The 2,931-nt window shown below is 53.1% G+C and carries 4 protein-coding genes; 2 read left to right on the top strand and 2 right to left on the bottom strand.

Annotated elements, in window-relative coordinates:
• The coding region (locus tag PN477_RS01675; RefSeq protein ID WP_272146918.1) for an RNA-guided endonuclease InsQ/TnpB family protein at positions 1 to 1,211 on the bottom strand (1,211 nt) is incomplete at its 3' end.
• Between the two features lie 128 nt (positions 1,212 to 1,339).
• Here PN477_RS01675 and PN477_RS01680 point away from each other — a divergent pair.
• Both PN477_RS01680 and PN477_RS01685 read left to right on the top strand, forming a co-directional pair.
• Positions 1,340 to 1,489: a hypothetical protein gene (locus tag PN477_RS01680; protein ID WP_175551075.1), complete on the top strand. Its 150-nt coding sequence runs from the start codon at positions 1,340 to 1,342 to the stop codon at positions 1,487 to 1,489.
• Between the two features lie 3 nt (positions 1,490 to 1,492).
• The gene (locus PN477_RS01685; RefSeq protein WP_272146921.1) at positions 1,493 to 2,428 is read left to right on the top strand and encodes a putative 2-dehydropantoate 2-reductase; all 936 of its coding nucleotides are present in this window, start codon (positions 1,493 to 1,495) and stop codon (positions 2,426 to 2,428) included.
• Between the two features lie 59 nt (positions 2,429 to 2,487).
• Here PN477_RS01685 and PN477_RS01690 read toward each other — a convergent pair whose 3' ends face one another.
• On the bottom strand, positions 2,488 to 2,799 hold the full coding sequence (locus PN477_RS01690) for a hypothetical protein (RefSeq protein ID WP_272146923.1): 312 nt from the start codon (positions 2,797 to 2,799) through the stop codon (positions 2,488 to 2,490).
• Positions 2,800 to 2,931 lie beyond the last annotated feature (132 nt).

Consider the following 2,931-nt stretch of genomic DNA (forward strand, 5'->3'; position numbering starts at 1 on the left):
AGACAAGCAACCGCCCCAGATTGGGGTCTAACAATGCTTAACGCCTGTCCATTCAGGTCGGCAAGCCCTGCCGCCATAATATTTACACTGGCATTCACATCTCGGTCTTGTTCTGCACCACAGTTGAGGCACAGTACCGACTGCACAGAGAGATCCAATTTCCCCCACCGATAACCACAGCAGGAACAGACCTGCGAGGTGGGTTCCCATCGGCTGATCACCCTCACCTCTCGGTCTTGGATCAGGGTTGCCTTGGCTTCACACATGGTTCTGATGTCTCGCCAGCCAGCCCGACTAATTGCCCTGGCTAGACAGCGATTTTTCACCATTCCGGCAACGTTGAGATCCTCTAGCACCACGACGCTGTTTTCTCGCACCAAACGGCTCGCTAGCTTTTGGTTGGTATCCTTACGGATATTCCGCTGCTTTGCTGAACTGCGAGCGATCGCATTCCGCAACGACTCACGCCGCCTTGACCCTTTTATGGCCCTGGCTAATTTGCGTTTACCTTTGCGAATCTTTCTGTCCAAGGTGCGGGTGTCCCTCGCCTTGACCTTTTCACCTGTGCTTAATGTGGCGAGGGTTTCTAGGCCCAGATCTACGCCGACCCCTTGGTTTTTGGGTTCGACGGTGACAGGCTCCACCTCCACCACAAAACTGAGGAAATATCGACCCGCGCAGTCCTTGAGCACCGCTACCGAACTGGGTTCAGAGGGTAGCGGCCTTGACCACTTCGTTTTGAGTTTGCCAATCTTGCGGTGCGACCCCGCGTCGGCGAAAGACGCAAGGGAACGCGCACCAAGACAGGCGAGGTAAACTTTCCCTGCCTTGATCGAAAATCCCCGCTGGGTAAAACGAGCCGATTGACGGTTGAGCTTCTTTTTGAATCGAGGAAAGCCAACTCTTGACCCCTTTCGCTTCCTGCTACGGGACTCGAAAAAGTTTTTGAGGGCTGTCCCCAAGTTAATCACCGATTGCTGTAAGGCGACAACCGACACACCTGACAACCAATTTCGGGCAGGATCTTGCTTGGCTTGGGTAATGACTCGGCGTTGCAACTGGGCATTACTGGGCCATTTTTCACCCTGAGGAATCGCCTTAATCAGAGCCAGGGCATCGTTCCACACCACACGACAACATCCGAACAGTTTGGCTAGTTCGGTTTGCTGACCTGGGGTGGGATAGATTCTGTACTGATATCGGCTTTTCATGGTGCTAGGATACCAAAGATGGAGAAGATTGGAGCGATAAACTCCAGCAGCAAAGCCGCCCTAGAAGGGCGGGGCTTCAGACCCATTAGTTTTGGTGAAGCGTTATTGAGTGGAGGGGACATCATTGCATGGATAAGGGTAAAGTTCTCGCGATTATTACCGGTGCGATTTCGGTCATTCTGGCCGTGGGCTATTTGTTACTGGTGGAATTGTTAGATCTGCGGGGGGAAATGATTCCGGCCCCGATGGATTTAGGGATGTTGTGGAGGATGGGGTAGACGATGACACGCTATGCCGTGGTGGGAACGGGGGCGATCGGGGGCTACTATGGTGGCCGGTTGCAGCGGGCAGGTCATGCAGTGCATTTTCTGGCCCGCAGTGATTACGACCATCTCCAAACCCAGGGCCTGCGGGTGGATTCGGTCTATGGCGATTTTCACCTGCCGACGGTGCAGGTGTATGCTGATCCGGCGCAGATGCCGCCCTGTGAGGTGGTGCTGATCGCCCTCAAAGCGACGCAAAATCAACAGCTAGCCAAGATCCTGCCGCCGTTATTGGCTCCCGATACAACAATTTTAGTGCTGCAAAATGGCCTGGGGGCTGAGGTGGAATTAGCGGCCCAATTTCCCCAAAATCCGATTGTGGGGGGGCTGTGTTTTATCTGTTCTAACAAGGTGGGGCCGGGTCATATTCGCCATTTGGACTATGAGAAGGTGGCGATCGCTCAATACGGCCCCGACTATGCCCCCTGTGGGATTACCCCGGTGTTAGAACGCATCCATGGCGATTTTGACCAGGCTGGGATTGAAATTGTCATGCAGCCGAGTTTGCTCCAAAGTCGTTGGGAAAAACTGGTGTGGAATATTCCCTATAACGGCTTGTCGGTGGTGTTGGCTGCCCAAACCAATGCCCTGATGGAACATCCCCCGACGCGCCAACTGGTGGAAGACTTGATGGCGGAAGTGGCGATCGCAGCCGCCGCCTGTGATTGCACCATTACCCCCGAATTCCGCCAAACCATGCTCACCCACACGGAAGAGATGACCCCCTACCTGACGAGCATGAAACTCGATTACGAAGCGGGGCGACCCCTGGAAGTGGAGGCGATCGTCGGAAATCCCCTCCGTTGGGCGACGGCACGGGGCGCGATCCTCCCGAAAATCACGATGCTCTATCAACAATTGCAATTTTGCGATCAGCGCGATCGCACTCCCTAATTCCCCCAGAACAGCGAGCCGCGTGATGATGTGCCGGGAGATTAGGGCCTCGGTTCTCATCAGGGTGCAGAACGTTGAGGCTTAGGATGCAGGGGTTTCAGCCAATGATGATAAACACCGTAGGCTAAAAACAGCACCAGACTGCCCTGAAGCATATACATGGAATTGGAAATCCATGGGCCCTGATTCATATAGTAAAGCTGTGTCGGAAATTGCCGCAAATCACCGCCCAGATCACCAATTTTGAGCCATATTTTTGACATCAACACTGACAAAACTAATGCTTGGATTGATTGTCGCATCGTCCAGTTTTGAGTTTCTAAATATTGAGCCAAAACTGCGGCAAGAATCGGAATAACATTTATTGACATACTCCCCCACTAAACCCTACGGGCTATAGTGGGAGATTCTGAACAGCCAGTTACCTGACCATTTATCCACTCAAACAACGAGAGTTGCAGAGGGTTGCTAGGCTCAACGACTAACGCCATTGATTTATCCTG

It is taken from the genome of Spirulina subsalsa CS-330, from assembly GCF_028330765.1.
Taxonomy (GTDB): domain Bacteria; phylum Cyanobacteriota; class Cyanobacteriia; order Cyanobacteriales; family Spirulinaceae; genus Spirulina; species Spirulina subsalsa_A.

Coding starts and splice junctions, on each gene's coding strand:
- PN477_RS01690 (WP_272146923.1), bottom strand. CDS start 2,799: ATGTCAATAAATGTTATTCCGATTCTTGCCGCAGTTTTGGCTCAATAT.
- PN477_RS01685 (WP_272146921.1), top strand. CDS start 1,493: ATGACACGCTATGCCGTGGTGGGAACGGGGGCGATCGGGGGCTACTAT.
- PN477_RS01680 (WP_175551075.1), top strand. CDS start 1,340: ATGGATAAGGGTAAAGTTCTCGCGATTATTACCGGTGCGATTTCGGTC.